The organism is Streptomyces araujoniae, assembly GCF_050871195.1.
GTDB lineage: Bacteria > Actinomycetota > Actinomycetes > Streptomycetales > Streptomycetaceae > Streptomyces > Streptomyces bacillaris.
Genome location: NZ_CP194070.1, coordinates 801,050 through 816,228, shown reverse-complemented (window position 1 = coordinate 816,228; position 15,179 = coordinate 801,050). Strand labels below are relative to the sequence as shown.

Below are 15,179 nucleotides of genomic sequence, written 5' to 3'. Positions count from 1 at the left end.
CCGTACCGGCTGGGATGAGCCGGTGAACGCCGACCCCGCGACCGACGTCTTCGAGGAGCACCGGCCCGTCCTCACCGGTGTCGCCTACCGCATGCTCGGCCGGATCGCCGACGCCGAGGACGTGGTGCAGGAGGCGTGGCTGCGGTGGTCGTCGGCGGACCGGGAGGAGGTCCGCGAGCCGAGGGCGTACCTGGTGCGGATCACCACCCGGCTGGCCATCGACCGGCTGCGCCGGCTGCGCGCGCGTCGGGAGGTGTACGTGGGTCCCTGGCTGCCCGAACCGCTGGCCACGGAGGAGCCGCACGGGGTGCCGCCCGTCCCGGACGCCGCGGAGCGGGCGGCCCTGGCCGACACCGTCTCCTTCGCCGTGCTGGTCGTCCTCGAATCGCTCTCCCCGCTGGAGCGCGCCGTCTTCGTGCTCCGGGAGGCCTTCGGATTCCCGTACACCGAGATCGCCGCCGCCCTCGGCCGGACCGAGCCGGCCGTCCGGCAGGTCGCCGGGCGCGCCAGGCGCCATGTGGAGGAGCGCAGGCCGCGCTATGACGTGGATCCGGCCGAGCGCCGGGACCTCACCGAACGGTTCCTGGCCGCGGCGTCCGGCGGCTCCGTCGAGCGGCTGATGGCCCTCCTGGCGCCGGACATCCGGCTCGTCAGCGACGCGGGCGGCAGGGCGAAGGCGGCGCTGCGGATGATCGGGACCGCCGACAAGGTCGGCCGGTTCCTCGCGGCGGTGGCCCAGGAGGTCGGGCCGGACTGGGACATGCGGGTCGCGGAGTTCAACGGCGGACCCGCTGTGGCGTGCTTTGTCGGTGGGAAGCCGGACACATTTCTCCAGCTCGATGTCCGGGACGGCCTCATTCAATGTATCTATATCGTTCGTAATCCGGACAAGCTCTCCGGGCTGTCCGTGCCATTCGCTCGCTAGCCGTTCTATGGTTGGGAGCGCTTTCAAGCCAAGAGGAATCCGGCGGCTCGTGTGTCGCGCCCGCCCGTCCGCAGCACCGTCACCACCCCGGTGGTGGGGCTTCATGCTGCGCGCGGCTCACGGCGTCACGAACGTCTTGTGAACGCTCTGCGCCAAAGTCCCGTTTCGTTCCGTTACGGAATAAGGATTGGTCTTGACCAAGGGGGTGCGCCGCCCTAGGGTCTCAACTTAAGACAGGAACCTTTAATAAATAGCGTCATGGAAGTCGCTGGGCGATTGCGGAGGACAGTGGTGGGGACCACGCAGCTCGAATCGGTACAGGAGCCGAAGTACTGGCACCTCAAGACCGTGCTCAGTGAGGCGCTCGACTCGGACTTCGCGGTGGGTGAGATCCTGCCCAACGAGCGGGACCTCGCGGCGCGGTTCGGCGTCGCGCGCGCCACGCTCCGGCAGGCTCTGGAGCAGCTCGAACTCGAAGGCAGGCTGCAGCGCCGACGGGGCGTCGGCACGACGGTGGCCCCGCCGCGCGTCGGAGTGGCCGTCTCCACCTCCCAGCACGAGTGGGAGGGCGGAGTGGCCGGCGAGGCCTGGCAGCCGGTCGACTGCGTCAGCGAGGCGGCCCCGGGCGCCGTCGCCGCCATGCTCGGCACCGGCAGCGGGCCCGTCCACGTGGTGCGCCGCATCCGCGACACGCACGGCCAGGCGGTGGCGGCCGAACTGCTCTACGTGCCCGCCTCGTCGGTCCCCGACCTCTCCGCGATCGACGCGCCCTCCGGCACGGTGCGCGCCCGCGCCGTCCTGCGTGAGCTGCACCGGCTGGGTGTGGAGGGCCAGGACCGTTCCGTGGAGCTGGGCTCGGCGCGCGCGGACGACGCCAGGGAGCTGGACCGGCTCCCCGGCGCCCCCGTCCTCGTGGTCACCACCCGCTACTTCGCCGCGGGCGGCACGGCGGCCGTCTCCGTCGCCACCTACCGGGCGGACACCTGCCGCCTCACCTTCGGGGACTCCGGCGCGCTGGAGATCCGCCACGACGAGCAGCAGCAGCGCCAGGCCTCCTGAGCCGGACCGGCCGACGCCGGGCCTGGGGGCACGCGCCGCCCGGAGACCCGCCGACACCGGGCCTCCTGGTACGGGACCCGCCGGCGCCGGACGGACGGTTCACGGCCGGACGTCCACCGTCCCGCGTCTCACCCGATGGCGGTCCGCCGGGAAACCGGCCGGGCCGCCATCGGCGCGTCTGTCCGGGCCGTTCAGCGCCTCCCCGGGCGGCGCGTGCCCCCAGGTCCCGTCGGCGCGTGCCCGCAGGCCCGGGCGCCGCCGGTCCGTACGGCCGACCCGCGCCCCGTGACGTCCTGTGCCGCGCCCCGGGCTCCGGGACGTCCCGTGCCACCCGTGCCCCGTGACGCCCTGCCTCAGCGCCGGGTCGTCACCGCGCCCTCCACGGCGAACAACTGCTCCTCGACGTGGTCCAGCGCCAGCCGCAGGGCCCCCGTCGCGACGGCGGCCTCGCCGAGCAGGGACAGCGTCACCCGGGGCGGGCGCAGACAGTAGCGGGCCAGCTCCCTGCGCAGCGGCTCCAGCACCCCGTCCAGACCGGCGGCCCAGCCACCGACCACCACCAGCTCCGGGTCGAGCGCCAGCGCCAGCGCCGCCACATCGTGCACCAGCCGCTGGAGGAACCGCTCGACGGCCGCCTGCGCCTCCGCGTCGCCCTGCCGGGCCTTGGCGAACACCACGGCCACCGCCTGCTCGTCCAGCGGCTCCAGCGGGGTCCCCGTGGTCGACAGCAGATGCTCCGGAGTCACGTCCCTGCCCAGCAGGTGCAGGGCGCCGATCTCCCCGGCCGCCCCGCCGAACCCCCGGTGCAGCCGTCCGCCGATCAGCGAACCCGCCCCCGGGCTCAGCCCGGCCAGGACGAACACGATGTCGTCGGAGTCGGTGGCCGCGCCCTTCCAGTGCTCGGCGACGGCGGCGGCGTTGGCGTCGTTCTCCACGAGGACGGGACAGCGGAACGAACGCCGCAGCCGCTCCCCCAGGGGGAGCCCCGTCCACCCCGGCAGCGCCGTCCCCAGCCGGACCGTCCCGTCGGCCTCCACGATGCCCGGGCTGCCGACACCGACGGCCCGCAGACTGTTCCGGGCCACCCCGGTGCGGCGCAGGAGATCCGCGATCACGGCCCTCACCTGGTCCAGCCGCTCGTCCGCCTCGGCCGTCTCCGACACCGTACGGGAACCGGCCCCCGTCACCCGGCCGTCCAGCCCCGACAGAAGCGCCGACACCCGGTGCGGGCCGATCTCGACGCCCAGCAGATACCCCGCCTCCGCCCGGAAGCGGAATCGGCGGGCGGGCCGGCCCTGGCGCCGCGCCTCGCTCTCGTCGGGGTGGGCCTCGACCACCAGACCGGCCTCGAACAGCCCCTCGACCACGCCTTCCACCGTCGGCCGGGAGAGACCCGTGATCCGGGTCAGGTCCGTCAGCGTCGGCGAGCCGGCACCTCGCAGGGCGTGCAGTACCACCGCTGAATTGATCCGTCGCAGCAGCGACGGATCTCCCCCGGTCAGCCGGCTCACGGTGCGTCCTCCCAGCTCTCGCGCATGTCTGCCGGATCGTACTCGCTGCTCGCAGGCCCTGCGAGCAGCACCGCAAGCCGGTATCGAGCCGCAACCTGGGCTTTCTCGGAGCCACCGAACCGGGCGCCTGCGCCGAGCCGACCACCCTCGGACGGCCCCGCCCCCCAACTTCACCGCGATCAAACCGACATGGACCCTCACTGTCTCGATACCGATGCCCGGCGCGGCTCGATCCCCGCGTCCGACGGTCCCCGGACCGCCAACCGGAGCATTCCCCACCGCCCTGCCGGCCCGCCGACGGCACCCGTACACCGATGGCCACGGCGTCCGGAAGCCCCCGGTTCACCGCGCACCCTCACCTTCCGCTGTCGGCGGCGGACGGTTTACTGACGTCATGACGACCGCACACCATCTCCGCCTCATCGACGGGATGCGCACCAGGGGCTTCCCCCCGGAACGTACTCCGTCGGACTGGGGGGTCAGCGGACCCGGCTACCACACGGCGTTCCTGCGCGCCGGTCACCAACCGTGGGACGACGACGAGCCGTCGGCCCCCGAGCACCAGGCGCAGTGTCTGGCGGAGCACGACGCCCTGCTCACCCTGCTCGCCGTCCGCTGGGGAGAGCCGCAGGTGATGAGCCTGTGGAGCGCGCAGGAGCGGATGATGGCGGGTGAAGTGATGGCCGACCCCTGGGCGGATCCGGTGGCCGGATGCGAGTTCCTGCGGCTGTGGCGGGTCGAGGAACGGTGGATCGCGGTCGGGCTGGTCCTGGAGGACGGGGGACCGGGCTGCGAACTGACGGTGCTGGTGACGGTCGTCGACCCGCCTTGACCGGCGGTCCGCCCCGAACTGCGGTCGGCTCCGAATCGCCGGACCGCTCGGACTGGGAGACCACCCCGAACCGGCAGACCGCTCCGGCCTGCAGACCGTCCTGACCAGCAGACCAGCAGACCAGCAGACCAGCAGACCAGCAGACCGTTCCGACCGTGACGGGAGCAGACGGCGGCCCGGAGAGCAGGAGGAGTCGGCGGACCGGAGGGAGCCGGCGCGGACCGGGGGCAGGACCGAGACAGCGCGGCCGGGAGGGCTCTACGCCGTCTCCGAGGCCGCCGCGCGCAGCCGGGCGTACTCCTCGGCCATCGTCCCGACCGTCCAATGGGCGTTCAGCCCGCTGGGGTTGGGCAGGGCCCACACCCGCGCGCCGCCGATCGTGCGTTCCTGACGCCCGATCCGGGCCCTCGGCTCCCCGAAGGCCGTGCGGTACGCGGTGATGCCGACGACCGCGAGCCACGCCGGTGCCAGGCGTTCGACCCGCTCGGTGAGGGCCACCCCGCCCTTCCGGAACTCCTCGGCGTCCACCTCGTCCGCCCGTGCCGTCGCCCGGGCCACCACATTGGTGATGCCGAGGCCGAGGGGCAGCAGCTCGGCCTGTTCCGAGGGGAGGAGCCTGCGGGGCGTGAAGCCCGAGCGGTGGAGGACCGGCCAGAAGCGGTTGCCCGGGTGGGCGAAGTGATGCCCCGTGGCGGCGGTCGTCAGGCTCGGGTTGATCCCGCAGAAGAGCACGCGGAGGCCGCCCGCGGCTACATCCGGAACGGTGCGGTCGCGGGCGGCGTTCAGCTCCTCGGGAGTCATCCGGTGCGGAGGCCGCCGGTCAGAGGATCGAGCCGGGGGCGTAGGCCGCGGCCTGGGGGTGCTGCTTGGTGATCTCCTCGATGCGCGAGACCAGCGCCGTCACCTGGTCGCCCGCCGCGCCCGTGAACGAGAGCTTGTCGGCCATCAGGGCGTCCAACTGCGCACGGTCCAGCGGGATGCGCTCGTCGGCGGCCAGCTTGTCGAGCAACTCGTTGCGCTCGGCCCCCTGCTCCCGCATCGCCAGCGCGGAGGCGACCGCGTTCTCCTTGATCGCCTCGTGGGCCAGCTCGCGGCCGACCCCGGCCCGTACGGCCCCCATGAGGACCTTGGTGGTGGCCAGGAACGGCAGGTAGCGGTCCAGCTCGCGCGCCACGACGGCGGGGAACGCGCCGAACTCGTCCAGCACCGTCAGGAAGGTCTCCAGCAGACCGTCGAACGCGAAGAACGCGTCCGGCAGCGCCACCCGGCGGACCACGGAGCAGGACACGTCGCCCTCGTTCCACTGGTCGCCCGCCAGCTCGCCGGTCATCGAGGCGTAGCCGCGCAGGATCACCATCAGGCCGTTGACCCGCTCGCAGGAGCGCGTGTTCATCTTGTGCGGCATGGCGGACGAACCGACCTGGCCGGGCTTGAAGCCCTCGGTCACCAGCTCGTGACCGGCCATCAGCCGGATGGTCTTCGCCACCGACGAAGGCGCGGCGGCGAGCTGGACCAGGGCGGTCACCACGTCGTAGTCGAGCGAGCGCGGGTAGACCTGGCCGACCGAGGTGAAGGCCTCGGCGAAGCCGAGGTGGGCGGCGATGCGCTGTTCCAGGTCGGCGAGCTTGCCCGCGTCGCCGCCCAGCAGGTCCAGCATGTCCTGGGCCGTGCCGACCGGGCCCTTGATCCCGCGCAGCGGATAGCGCGCGAGCAGGTCCTCCAGGCGGCCGTACGCCACCAGCAGCTCGTCGGCGGCGGTCGCGAAGCGCTTGCCCAGCGTCGTCGCCTGCGCGGCGACGTTGTGGGAGCGTCCGGCGATCACCAGCTCGCGGTATTCCGCCGCGAGCTTGCCGAGGCGGGCCAGGACGGCCACGGTGCGGTCGCGCGTCAGCTCCAGCGAGAGGCGGATCTGGAGCTGTTCGACGTTCTCCGTCAGGTCCCGGGAGGTCATGCCCTTGTGGACCTGCTCGTGACCGGCGAGGGCGTTGAACTCCTCGATCCGGGCCTTCACGTCGTGCCGGGTGATCTTCTCGCGCTCGGCGATCGACGCCAGGTCGACCTGGTCGAGCACCCGCTCGTAATCGGCCAGCGCCTCGTCCGGCACCTCGATCCCGAGGTCCTTCTGAGCGCGCAGCACCGCCAGCCACAGCTGACGCTCCAGCTTCACCTTCTGCTCGGGGGACCAGAGGACGGCCAGCTCCGTGGAGGCGTAGCGGCCGGCCAGGACATTGGGGATGCGAGGCTTCGCAGACACAGCAGTCACGTAAACGGATTCTACTGTCGGTTTCTGCAGGCCGGCGCCGCGGTCCGGTTTGTGGGTTGCTACGAGAGAGCGGCGGCGGGCCGCCCCGGCGGCGAACAGAACCGGCCACGCGGGACGCGGCTCCCACGGCCCTGGTTCCGACCGGGCCCGATCACAGCCATGTTCCGGTCACAGCCACCTTCGGTCACAGTCATGTCCGAGCCGGGCCACGTCCCGTCACAGTCATGTCCGAGCCGGGCCACGTCCAATCCCGGCCACGTCCGACCCCGCCCGCGTCCGGTCCCGGACGGCCCCGGTTCCGTATCGCCCGGCCCCGACGCCCCTGCCGTACGCCCTCGGCCCCGAGCGTCCCTACGGTGCGTACGGCTACCGCGCCCCCCGGTCCGTGCCCTCCTCGGCGGCTGCCCGGCGCCACCCCGTCACCGGCCCCGGGGCCGAGGCGTCCGCGGGGGTGATCCAGAAGGCCGAGGCGGTGGCCGCGTCGAACTGGGCGCCCCACCGGCCGTCACCGGAGGACCGGCCGGTCAGCCGGCGGCCGATCCAGGGGCCCAGATGGCGGCGGGCGAAGCGGACGTCCTCGATCCGCCGGTCCGCCCAGCGCGGCGGCGGGGAGGCGGGGACCGGGGCCCGCCAGTCCAGCTCGGGCGGGAGCCCCAGGGTCTGCCAGACCGCCTCGGCCACCCGCCGGTGCCCCTCGGCCGTCAGGTGCAGCCGGTCGGCGTCCCACATGCGCGGGTCACCGAGCGAGGGCGCGGAGTAGAGGTCGACCACCGAGGCTCCGTGCCGGTCTGCCAGCTCCTCGATCAGGGCGAACAGCGCCTCCACCCGGGGGCGGAACCGGTCGAACACCGGACCGCTCCGCCCGGGGCTGCGCATCAGCACGAGCTGCTTGCAGGACGGGGCGAGCCGCTCCACCGCCTCCTCCAGCCGCGCCCTGACCATGCCCATGTCGCACTTCGGTCGCAGTGTGTCGTTGAGCCCGCCGACGAGGGTCACCACATCGGCCTGCATCGCCGCCGCCGCGGCCACCTGCTCGTCGACGATCTGGCCGATGAGCTTGCCGCGTACGGCGAGGTTGGCGTACCGGAAGCCGGGGGAGCGGGCCGCGAGCCGGGCGGCCAGGACATCGGCCCAGCCCCGGTACGTGCCGTCGGGCAGCAGATCCGACATGCCCTCGGTGAAGGAGTCGCCCACCGCGACGAGACTGGTGTATGAGGCATTCAATTCCATGGCCCACCGATCCTACCGTGACGGCCCCCGGCGGCCGGGGGGCCGTCACGGTGCTCAGCGCGACTGCGCGCGGCCGACCAGTTCCCGCAGGACGTCCTCCATCGTGACCATGCCGACCAGCCGGTCCTCCTCGTCGAGGACCGCCGCCAGATGGGTCCGGCTGCGCCGCATCGCGGTCAGCGCGTCGTCGAGCGGGGTCGCCGCGCGGACCCGGGCGATCGGGCGCAGCGCCGTCACCGGGAAGGGCGCGTCCCGGGGCGTGGCGTCGAGGGCGTCCTTCACATGGAGATAGCCCAGGATGCGGCCCTCGCTGTCCATCACCGGGAAGCGGGAGAACCCCGACTCGTGCGAGCGCCGCTCCAGCTCCTCGGGGGTGGTGCCGACCCGGGTGAACAGCACCCGGTCCACCGGCATGACCACATCCCGTACGGGCCTGCGGCCCAGCTCCAGGGCGTGGTGCAGCCGCTCCGCCGAGCGGTCGTCGACCAGCCCCGCCTCCCCGGCGTCCTGCACCAGCCGTGCCAGCTCGTCGTCCGAGAACGTCGCCGAGACCTCGTCCTTCGCCTCCACCCGCAACAGCTTCAGCAGGGCGTTGGCGAAGGCGTTGACCGTGAAGATCACCGGGCGCAGCGCCCGTGCCAGAGCGACCAGCGGCGGCCCCAGGAGCAGCGCGCTGCGGGCCGGTTCGGCGAGCGAGATGTTCTTCGGCACCATCTCGCCGAGCAGCATGTGCAGATAGGTCGCCACGGTCAGCGCGATCACGAACGAGATCGGGTGCACCAGCGGATGAGGCACCCCCACCGCGTCGAAGACCGGCTCCAGCAGATGGGCGATGGCCGGCTCGGCCACGATGCCCAGCACCAGGGTGCAGAGCGTGATGCCCAGCTGGGCGGCGGCCAGCAGCGCGGAGACGTGCTCCAGCCCCCAGATGACACTGCGGGCCCGCCGGTCGCCGGCCTCGGCCGCCGGTTCGATCTGACTGCGGCGCACCGAGATCAGGGCGAACTCGGCGCCCACGAAGAACGCGTTGACCACCAGGGTCAGCACACCGATGAAGAGCTGAAGAACGATCACCGGCCCTCCTCCTCCGCCCGCTCCTCCGCGTCGGGCAGCGGTGCGTGGAGCAGCGCCCGCGCCGCCCGCCGGCCCGTCGCGTCCACCACCTCGATCCGCCACCCGGCCAGCTCGACCGCGTCGTCCACGGTCGGGATCCGCCCCAGCTCCGCCGCGATCAGCCCGGCCAGCGTCTCGTAGGGCCCCTCGGGCACCCGCAGACCGATCCGGCTCAGCCGGTCGGTACGGGCGGCCCCGTCCGCCGACCACAGGGTGCGGCCGTCGGCGTCCTCACCGGCCGCCGCCAGATCGGGCGTCTCGTGCGGATCGTGTTCGTCGCGGACCTCCCCGACGACCTCCTCCACGATGTCCTCCAGCGTCACGACCCCCGCCGTACCGCCGTACTCGTCGATCACCACCGCCATCGCGAGCTTGCCGGAGAGCTGGTCCAGCAGCCGGTCGACGGTGAGCGTCTCCGGTACGAGCACGGGTTCGCGCAGCATCTCCGAGACCCTTCTGCGGGGGCGCTCGTCGGCCGGGACGGCCAGTACGTCCTTGATGTGGGCGACCCCGACCACGGTGTCCAGGCTGCCGCGGTAGACCGGGAAGCGGGAGAGCCCGGTGGCCCGGGTCGCGTTCGCCACGTCCTCGGCGGTCGCCCGCAGGTCGAGGGCCGTCACCTGCACCCGAGGGGTCATCACGTTCTCCGCGGTCAGCTCCGCCAGGTTCAGGGTGCGGACGAAGAGTTCGGCGGTGTCCGCCTCCAGCGCCCCCTCCTTCGCGGAGTGCCGGGCCAGCGCGACCAGCTCCTGCGGGCTGCGGGCGGAGGCCAGCTCCTCGGTCGGCTCGAGGCCGAGACGGCGCACGATCCGGTTGGCCGTGTTGTTGAGATGGCTGATGAAGGGGCGGAACACGGCGGTGAACACCCGTTGCGGGGTGGCGACCGCCCGGGCCACGGTCAGCGGCGAGGAGATCGCCCAGTTCTTCGGCACCAGCTCCCCGACCACCATCAGGACCATCGTGGAGAGGGCCGTACCGATGACCAGGGCCAGCGTGGACGCGGCGGCCGGAGGGAGCCCCGCCGCCTCCACCGGGCCGCGGATGAGCCGGGCGATGGACGGCTCCGCCAGCATGCCGATCACCAGGTTGGTGACGGTGATGCCGAGCTGCGCGCCCGAGAGCTGGAACGTCAGGCTCCGTACGGCCTTCAGGGCGCTGGACGCACCCCGGTCGCCGCGCTCGACGGCCCGTTCCAGCTCGCCGCGCTCCACCGTGGTCAGCGAGAACTCCGCCGCGACGAAGGCACCGCACGCGAGACAGAGCAGCAGGGCGACGAGCAGCAGAAGCAGTTCGGTCATCGGTTCACCTCCGTCCCATGATCGGGCAGGGGCGGCGGGAGCGCGCGGCGTCGTGGGCCGGCGGCGATCGGGCGAGCGGAATCGGATCTCACCGTGGAGCGTCTGCCCGGCCGGGCCCGCCTCTACCGCCCGGACCGCCTCAGAGGTGCTTCACCCACCGGCTCCACTGCGGCTGGGGCCCGTATCCCGCCGCGCGCCAGGCCCGATGAGCCAGGTCGTTGCGGTCCAGCACCATGGCGTCCGCCCGGCGTCCGCCGAGCGCGGCGAACCGTTCCTCCGCCGCCGCGAGAAGGGCACCGCCCACACCCCGGCGGCGCTGCTCCGGATGGACCGCGAGCCGGTAGAGATGACAGCGCCAGCCGTCGAAGCCCGCGATCACCGTGCCCACCAGCTCCCCGTCCCGCTCCGCCAGGATCAACGCGTCCGGGTCCCGCTCCACCAGGCGTGCGACCCCGTCGCCGTCGTCACTGATGCTGGTGCCCTCCGCGGCCACCGTCCAGAAGGCGAGCACCCGGTCCGCGTCGGCCGCGGTCGCGGACCGTGTCGAGAGATCGTTCATGGCGGCCATCCCACCACCCGCCCGCGCGGGACGTCGACCGCTTTCCGCGCCGGTGGAGCGGAGGGGACGCGGCCCGCTCACTCCACCGTGAACGGCTTGCGGGCCACGCCCAGCACACACGGCGACGAAGGGAACGGCACCCCCTTGTCCGGGATCCGCAGCCTGCGGTACGTCCCCAGCTCGAAACCCGCCGCCTCGATCGAGGCCAGCGGATCCCGCGCCGTGTGACAGCCGCCGAAGAGGAGCGGCCACACCGTCCGGTCCGCCGTGCGCTGCAGGGTGGCCAGGGCCCGGCCCGGCGCCCGCCCGTGCTCGAAGAACCGCAGCTCACCGCCCGGGCGCAGAACCCGCCTGATCTCGGCGAGCGCCTTCGGCAACTCCCGCACCGAGCACAGCACCAACGACGCCACCGCCGCGTCGAACGCCTCGCTCTTCACCGGCAGCGCCTCCGCCGCCCCCGGCACCACGTCCACTGGCACCTCGGCGCGCAGCCCGGCGCGGACGGCGAGCTGCCGCAGCGAACGCTCCGGCTCCAGCGCCACGACCTCCGAGACGGCGCGCGGGTAGTGCGGGAAGTTCAGCCCGTTCCCCGCACCGACCTCGATGACCCGCCCCGAGAGCCCCGCGAGCAGTTCCTCGCGGTACGCGGCGATGCCGCCCCTGAGATCGGCTGTCACGCTCATCCGGGCGTAGAAACGGGCGAAGACCGGATGGTGGACGGCGTCGCGGGGGAGCTTCCTGCTGCGCAGGTGCATGGCGGACCTCCGGGAGGAGAGGGCGTACGGCTCTCCTCCACGATTCTCCCCCGTACGCGCCGGTACAGGCATGTGTGCGCACGGGCACGGGGCCATGCCTCCGTACGGGTACGGGACCGGCCCGCCCCTACGAGGACGGCGCGGGCCGCCTCACAGCGACGGCACCCGCCACGACCCGCCCAGCTCCGGCGCCAGCCACCCGGCCGCCCGCGCCGCGAAATCGGCGGCGGGCAGCCCGCCCGCACCGGCCGGTACGGCCCCCAGCAGCGGGGCGCCCGCCGCCACCGGCAGGTCCTCGATGTTGCAGCGGGACGCCAGGTCGGGCCGGTCCGGCAGGGAGCCCACCACCACGCCCCGGCACTCCAGCCCACGGGTGCGCAGCGCCTCGGCCGTGAGCGCCGTGGCGTTCAGCGTGCCGAGCCCGGCGGCCGCCACCACCAGCACCGGGGCGGCCAGCAGCCGGGCGGCGTCCGCGAGCGTGGCGCCCTCGTCGTCGAAGCGCACGAGCAGCCCGCCCGCCCCCTCCACCAGCACCAGGTCGTGGTCGGCGGCCAGCTTCCGCGCCGCCTCGGCCACCTCGTACGGCCGCACCGGGTCCAGCCCCGCCCGCCGGGCCGCGGTGGCGGGGGCCAACGGCTCGGGGAACCGGGCCAGTTCGACCGGGGTCACATGGGCACCCGCCAGCCGGGCCACCTCCGCCGCGTCCCCGGGCTCCCCGGGCGCGAGCCCGGTCTGCGCGGGCTTGAGCACCGCGACCCGGCGCCCCCGCGCGGCCGCGGCCACGGCGGCGGTCACCACCGTCTTGCCGATCTCCGTGCCCGTACCGGACACCACCAGGACGCTCACGCCGGCCCTCCCGCACACAGCACCGCACGAACCACAGCCATGGGTCAGCCCTCCCGCGCCGCGGCACACACGGCCCGGCAGATCCGTCGTACGTCGTCGTCCCCGGTGACGTACGGCGGCATCGTGTACACCAGGTCCCGGAACGGCCGCAGCCACACGCCCTCGCGCACGGCCGCGCGGGTCGCCGCCGCCATGTCCACCTCGTGGTCGAGCTGGACGACCCCGATCGCCCCCAGGACGCGCACGTCCGCGACGCCGGGGAGCTCCGCCGCCTCCGCCAGACCGGAGCGCAGCCCCGTGCCGATCCGCGCCACCTCGCCCGCCCAGTCCTGCCCGAGGAGCAGGTCCACGGAGGCCGAGGCGATGGCGGCGGCCAGCGGGTTGGCCATGAAGGTCGGGCCGTGCGCCAGCACCGGCACCTCGCCGCGCGAGATGCCCTCGGCCACCCGCGAGGTGCAGAGCGTGGCCGCCATCGTCAGATATCCGCCGGTCAGCGCCTTGCCCACGCACATCACATCCGGCGAGACCCCGGCATGCCCGGCGGCGAACAGCTCGCCCGTCCGCCCGAAGCCGGTGGCGATCTCGTCGAACACCAGCAGCACGTCCAGCTCGTCGCACGCCTCGCGCAGCACCCGCAGATAGCCGGGGGAGTGGAACCTCATCCCGCCCGCACCCTGGACCACCGGCTCCACGATCACGGCGGCCACCTCGTGCGCGTGACGGGCGATCAGCTCCCGCAGCCGGGCGGTGTAGGCGGGGTCCGGCTCCGCGTCGAAGCCGTCCGGGGGCGCGTCCGCGAAGACCTGGCGGGGCAGCGAGCCGGACCACAGCTCGTGCATCCCGCCCTCCGGGTCGCACACCGACATCGGCTGCCAGGTGTCCCCGTGGTAGCCGCCACGCCAGGTCAGCAGCCGGTGCTTCTCCGGGCGGCCCGCCGAACGCCAGTACTGCAGGCACATCTTGACCGCGACCTCGACCGACACGGACCCCGAGTCGGCCAGGAAGACGTGCTGGAGCGGCTCCGGGGTGATCTCCACCAGCCGGGCCGCCAGCCGGACGGCGGGCTCGTGGGTGAGCCCGCCGAACATCACATGGCTCATCCGGTCCAGCTGGCCGCGCGCGGCCTCGTTGAGGACCGGGTGGTTGTAACCGTGCACCGCCGACCACCAGGACGACATGCCGTCCACCAACTCGCGCTGCCCCTCGGCGGGTTCGGCGAGCCGCAGCCGTACCCCGGAGGCCGACTCCACGACCAGCGGCTCCTGCCGGCCCGGCATCGGGCCGTAGGGGTGCCAGACGTGCGCGCGGTCCAGGGCCCGCAGTTCGGCGGGGGCGTACGGCTTCGGCTCGGTGGGCCGGGGGAGTGCGGGGGCGTACGGATCAGGCATTGGGCGCGAGATCCGTCCCCGCACCGCGCCGGCGCACGGCCACCAGATCCGTACGCGCGGGCCCGCCCGCAGGCGCGGCAGGAGCGCCGACGGTCTCCGTGGCGGGCGCACCCTCCTCGTCGCCCGCGACCGCCGCGTGACCGCCGCACGGACCGCAGCCACCGCCACCGGCGTGCGACCCGCAGCCACCGCCACCGGAGGCCTCGTGCGACCCGCAGCCGCCCGCCTGCTCCGGCGCGGACGCCGACGAACCGCAACCGCCGCCGGTCAGCGCGTCCGCCCGGTGGCGGGGGAGCGTCGTCGTGCCCGCGCCCTCCACCTCGAACCCGGCGTCCGCGATCATGTCCAGGTCGGCCTGACCGGCCTGGCCCTCACTGGTCAGATAGTCGCCCAGGAAGATCGAGTTCACCAGGTGCAGGGCCAGCGGCTGCATCGAGCGCAGATGCACCTCGCGCCCGCCCGCCAGCCGGACCTCCACGTCCGGGCAGACGAAGCGGACCATCGCGAGGATGCGCAGGCAGCGCTGCGGGGTGAGGTTCCACTCCTTGGCCAGGGGCGTGCCCTCGAACGGGATCAGGAAGTTGACCGGCACCGAGTCCGGGTCCAGGTCGCGCAGCGCGAAGACCACGTCGACCAGGTCCTTGTCGGTCTCGCCCATCCCCGCGATCAGCCCGGAACACGCCGACAGCCCGGCGGCCTGGGCCTGCTGCACGGTCTCCACCCGGTCCGCGTAGGTGTGGGTGGTGGTGATGGCCCCGTACGTCTCCTCGGACGTGTTGAGGTTGTGGTTGTACGCGTCGGCGCCCGCCTCGCGCAGCCGGTCGGCCTGGCCCTCGGAGAGCAGACCCAGACAGGCGCAGACCTCGACGTCCTCGTTCTGCTCCTTGATGGCCTCGATGGTCCGGGAGACCCGGTCGACGTCCCGGTCGGTCGGACCGCGCCCGCTCGCCACCAGACAGACCCGCTTGGCCCCGCCGGCCACTCCGGCGGCCGCCGCCTTCGACGCCTCGTCCGGCTTCAGCCAGGTGTACTTGAGGATCCCGGCCTTGGAGCCGAGCCGCTGCGAACAGTACGAGCAGTCCTCGGGGCAGAGCCCCGACTTCAGGTTGACCAGGTAGTTGAGTTTGACGCGCCGCCCGAACCACTGGCGGCGCACCCTGCCCGCGGCGGCCACCACGTCGAGCAGATCGTCGTCGGAGGTCGCCAGCACGGCGAGCGCTTCTTCGCGGGTCGGCAGTTCGCGCCGCAGCCCCTTGTCCACCAGCGTGTTCAGCAGGTCCATGAAAGACGATCCTGGCTTACGCCACCGCCTCCAGCCAAGGAGGAACCGGACAGCAGACGTGGCGGAGGGTGTGTGTATTGCCACACCCTGACCTGCTGCGCACCCCGCTAGGGTCTGT

General features: G+C 73.4%; 14 protein-coding genes. 3 read left to right on the top strand and 11 right to left on the bottom strand.

The genetic code is table 11. The features are described from left to right. Positions 1 to 22 precede the first annotated feature (22 nt). Together ACQ9ZG_RS03280 and ACQ9ZG_RS03275 are read left to right on the top strand one after the other, a co-directional pair. The gene (locus ACQ9ZG_RS03280; RefSeq protein WP_109917136.1) at positions 23 to 925 is read left to right on the top strand and encodes an RNA polymerase sigma-70 factor; all 903 of its coding nucleotides are present in this window, start codon (positions 23 to 25) and stop codon (positions 923 to 925) included. Positions 926 to 1,216: 291 nt separating this feature from the next. After that, positions 1,217 to 1,984 carry a GntR family transcriptional regulator gene (locus ACQ9ZG_RS03275; protein ID WP_018492594.1) on the top strand — a complete coding sequence of 256 codons (768 nt, stop codon included), beginning with the start codon at positions 1,217 to 1,219 and terminating at the stop codon, positions 1,982 to 1,984. A gap of 353 nt (positions 1,985 to 2,337) precedes the next feature. Here the strand turns inward: ACQ9ZG_RS03275 and ACQ9ZG_RS03270 are convergent, their stop codons facing one another. Continuing rightward, positions 2,338 to 3,495, bottom strand: coding sequence for an ROK family transcriptional regulator (locus ACQ9ZG_RS03270; protein WP_028418947.1), 1,158 nt, complete (start codon positions 3,493 to 3,495; stop codon positions 2,338 to 2,340). 394 nt (positions 3,496 to 3,889) lie between these two features. Here ACQ9ZG_RS03270 and ACQ9ZG_RS03265 point away from each other — a divergent pair, with 394 nt between their 5' ends. Next, on the top strand, positions 3,890 to 4,327 hold the full coding sequence (locus tag ACQ9ZG_RS03265) for a hypothetical protein (RefSeq protein WP_109916398.1): 438 nt from the start codon (positions 3,890 to 3,892) through the stop codon (positions 4,325 to 4,327). A 258-nt stretch (positions 4,328 to 4,585) separates the two neighbouring features. Here the strand turns inward: ACQ9ZG_RS03265 and mug are convergent, their stop codons facing one another. The 10 genes from mug to bioB all read right to left on the bottom strand — a co-directional run bounded on the left by mug (position 4,586) and on the right by bioB (position 15,061). Continuing rightward, entirely contained in the window at positions 4,586 to 5,128 is a 543-nt protein-coding gene (mug, locus tag ACQ9ZG_RS03260; protein WP_109916399.1) for a G/U mismatch-specific DNA glycosylase, read from the bottom strand. 19 nt (positions 5,129 to 5,147) lie between these two features. Beyond that, positions 5,148 to 6,590, bottom strand: coding sequence for an adenylosuccinate lyase (gene purB, locus ACQ9ZG_RS03255; RefSeq protein WP_028418944.1), 1,443 nt, complete (start codon positions 6,588 to 6,590; stop codon positions 5,148 to 5,150). Between the two features lie 366 nt (positions 6,591 to 6,956). Beyond that, positions 6,957 to 7,820, bottom strand: a complete 864-nt coding sequence (locus ACQ9ZG_RS03250; protein ID WP_018492589.1) for an SGNH/GDSL hydrolase family protein — start codon at positions 7,818 to 7,820, stop codon at positions 6,957 to 6,959. Between the two features lie 54 nt (positions 7,821 to 7,874). Then, positions 7,875 to 8,894: a hemolysin family protein gene (locus tag ACQ9ZG_RS03245; protein ID WP_028418943.1), complete on the bottom strand. Its 1,020-nt coding sequence runs from the start codon at positions 8,892 to 8,894 to the stop codon at positions 7,875 to 7,877. After that, on the bottom strand, positions 8,891 to 10,231 hold the full coding sequence (locus tag ACQ9ZG_RS03240) for a hemolysin family protein (RefSeq protein ID WP_109916546.1): 1,341 nt from the start codon (positions 10,229 to 10,231) through the stop codon (positions 8,891 to 8,893). Before ACQ9ZG_RS03240 ends, ACQ9ZG_RS03245 begins: the two co-directional genes overlap by 4 nt. A 139-nt stretch (positions 10,232 to 10,370) precedes the next feature. Further along, the gene (locus ACQ9ZG_RS03235; protein ID WP_109916547.1) at positions 10,371 to 10,799 is read right to left on the bottom strand and encodes a GNAT family N-acetyltransferase; all 429 of its coding nucleotides are present in this window, start codon (positions 10,797 to 10,799) and stop codon (positions 10,371 to 10,373) included. 68 nt (positions 10,800 to 10,867) lie between these two features. After that, positions 10,868 to 11,545, bottom strand: coding sequence for a class I SAM-dependent methyltransferase (locus tag ACQ9ZG_RS03230; RefSeq protein ID WP_109916548.1), 678 nt, complete (start codon positions 11,543 to 11,545; stop codon positions 10,868 to 10,870). Positions 11,546 to 11,695: 150 nt separating this feature from the next. Further along, positions 11,696 to 12,391: a dethiobiotin synthase gene (bioD, locus tag ACQ9ZG_RS03225; protein ID WP_499279862.1), complete on the bottom strand. Its 696-nt coding sequence runs from the start codon at positions 12,389 to 12,391 to the stop codon at positions 11,696 to 11,698. Positions 12,392 to 12,435: 44 nt separating this feature from the next. Further along, positions 12,436 to 13,779, bottom strand: coding sequence for an adenosylmethionine--8-amino-7-oxononanoate transaminase (locus tag ACQ9ZG_RS03220; RefSeq protein WP_499279861.1), 1,344 nt, complete (start codon positions 13,777 to 13,779; stop codon positions 12,436 to 12,438). Then, positions 13,772 to 15,061, bottom strand: a complete 1,290-nt coding sequence (gene bioB / locus ACQ9ZG_RS03215) for a biotin synthase BioB (RefSeq protein ID WP_499279859.1) — start codon at positions 15,059 to 15,061, stop codon at positions 13,772 to 13,774. Before bioB ends, ACQ9ZG_RS03220 begins: the two co-directional genes overlap by 8 nt. Between the last annotated feature and the right edge of the window lie 118 nt (positions 15,062 to 15,179).